We start from the raw sequence: 2,310 nt of genomic DNA, 5'->3' as shown, positions 1-2,310 counted from the left end.
TGAACATCGAACATCGAACGTCCAACATCGAATGATGAATAAAAAAAAACGAACGAAATTAAATTGCAGAGCGGAGCGACATCATTATTCGATGTTCAACGTTGGACGTTCGATGTTCGATGTTCAGTCTGTTCGATGTTCGACGTTCATCTCTCAAAACAACCCCGTACAGCATCAATGTAACCTGTGAATGTTTACAAAACAACTTTGCGCTTACGGGTTCAGAGGTTCAGGGGTTGTTTAGTAAAGGTTAACCAAAAAGAACTTGATAGTATAGGAATTTTCTTTTTTAAAGCGGCGAAGCCGCGTTATATAGAATCGCGAAGCGATTGTATAACTTGTGACGACCGGGAGGGAGAATAACATGGAGATTCTGGTATGTGTTAAAAGAGTTCCGGATACTTCGGAAAATGAGATTGAAATCAACAGAGACGGCAGTGACATTGAACGAGACGATCTCGTATACTCTGTTAACGAATGGGACAATTATGCCGTGGAGGAAGCCATCCAGATTCGTGACAACGTCGGTGGATCAGTCACCGTTGTTTCTGTAGGAGATGAGGATGCAGAAGAAGTCGTCCGCAGAGAAATGGCTATGGGTGCCGACAAAGGTATCCTGCTGTCGGACAATGCGTTTGAAGGCTCTGATGGAAGGGGAATTGCCAATATTTTGAAAGCCGAAGTTGAGCAGGGCAAATACGATCTGATTTTGACAGGAGCCCAGGCTGATGACGGTGCCGGGCAGGTGGGCGGTATGCTGGCGGCAATGCTGAATTGGCCGTATGCTTCGCTGGTAAGCAGTCTGGAAGTCGTGGATGACAAAACAATTAAAGTCGGGCGCGAAATAGCAGGCGGAAATCAGGAGATGAACGAGATCGATCTTCCTTGTGTTCTTTCGATTCAGACCGGTATCAATGAGCCGCGTTATGTGGGTATCCGCGGCATCAGAAAAGTGGCGTCAATTGATATCCCCGTTCATGGCGCCGGTGATCTCGGGATTACCCCTGAATCTGTCGGTGAATCCGGGGCCAGGGTAAAACGTATAGATTACTTTAGACCCGAACTGGGAGAAGGTGCTGAGATTCTTGAAGGCAGTACGGACGAGATCATTGAGAAACTTACTGAACTTCTGAAAGCCAAAGGAGGGATAAAATAATGACCCACCCGGTTTTTGCATATATACTTTACGAGGATGGGGTGGCCGACGATACGGCCCTTGAAATGCTTACCGCGGCCGCAAAACTGAATCCTGATGCTTCGATAAGTGCCGTAGTGGCAGGTTCAGGGGCCGGACTTGATGCGGTCTGTAATGAAATTGCCGCATCTTATGCGGAGGTCTGGAAGATCGACAACAAGGCCCTTGCGTACGTCAACGCAGAAGTTCTGCGGGGTATGCTGGCCCGTATCTTGCCGCAAGGTTGCATTGTGCTTGCTGCCCACGATCATTTTGGCATGGATTTGGCCGCGGGCCTTTCCATCAAGCTTGATGCCGCCTACCTTCCGGATGCAGTCGATTTTGAAGGTATAGAAAATGGCAAACTAAAGGCTGTTCGCGAGGAGTACGGAGGACAAGTAAGCACCCATGTGCTTTGTGATATTTCCAAAGGGGCCGTGATTACCGTCCGTCCGGGATCTTTTGCGCCGGATGAGAGCAAAAGTGCCGGCGGTCAAGTGCTCGACAAGACCGCTGACGCCGTGGAAGGGGGCCTTCCGGGAGGTGCCCGCCGTTTTCTGGAGGTTGTAGCGGCCGAGGTTGGCGATGTCGATATTACCAAGTCCGAAATTCTTGTTTCGGTGGGGCGCGGGATCGAAGATGAAGATAATCTTGAAATTGTATTTGATCTGGCTGAAGCCATGGGCGCTGATGTCTCCTGCTCCCGTCCCATAGTAGATGCTAAATGGCTGGAAAAAGCGCGCCAGGTTGGGACTTCGGGCCGGACGGTCAAACCGAAAGTATATATGGCATTGGGGATCAGCGGATCATTCCAGCATATTGGCGGTATTAAAGGCTCTCCTTTTATTGTGGCAATAAATAAAAACTCCAGAGCCCCCATTTTTAAGATAGCAGATGTGGGAATTGTGGATGATATCCTCGATTTCGTCCCGGAACTAACCGATAAAATCAATGAAATAAAAGGATAAAAAGCATCCTTAGTAATCATTTTTTGGGTTGGAGGAAGCAAGGGCAAATTTTGGGGCCAAAGCGGAGGTTGACAACCCGGCTTGTCCCTGGTATCTGTGATTTTGATGTTGTTTAAAAATGGATGCTTCCATCCCAAAGCAACTTCCTATCTTTTTTCTTTCCCATTT

General features: G+C 48.1%; 2 protein-coding genes. Both read left to right on the top strand.

Going from position 1 to position 2,310, the window contains the following annotated elements; genetic code table 11:
• Window positions 1-364 precede the first annotated feature (364 nt).
• The gene (locus V3S16_RS15475; protein WP_413886541.1) at window positions 365-1,156 is read left to right on the top strand and encodes an electron transfer flavoprotein subunit beta/FixA family protein; all 792 of its coding nucleotides are present in this window, start codon (window positions 365-367) and stop codon (window positions 1,154-1,156) included.
• The gene (locus V3S16_RS15470) at window positions 1,156-2,142 is read left to right on the top strand and encodes an electron transfer flavoprotein subunit alpha/FixB family protein (protein WP_413886539.1); all 987 of its coding nucleotides are present in this window, start codon (window positions 1,156-1,158) and stop codon (window positions 2,140-2,142) included. The genes V3S16_RS15475 and V3S16_RS15470 overlap by 1 nt, the downstream gene beginning before the upstream one ends.
• Window positions 2,143-2,310: the final 168 nt, after the last annotated feature.

The organism is Candidatus Desulfatibia sp. (genome assembly GCF_036446775.1).
Taxonomy (GTDB): Bacteria; Desulfobacterota; Desulfobacteria; order Desulfobacterales; family UBA11574; genus Desulfatibia_A.
The sequence above is the reverse complement of the archived record's forward strand: the minus strand, read 5'-3'. Positions and strand labels throughout refer to the sequence as shown.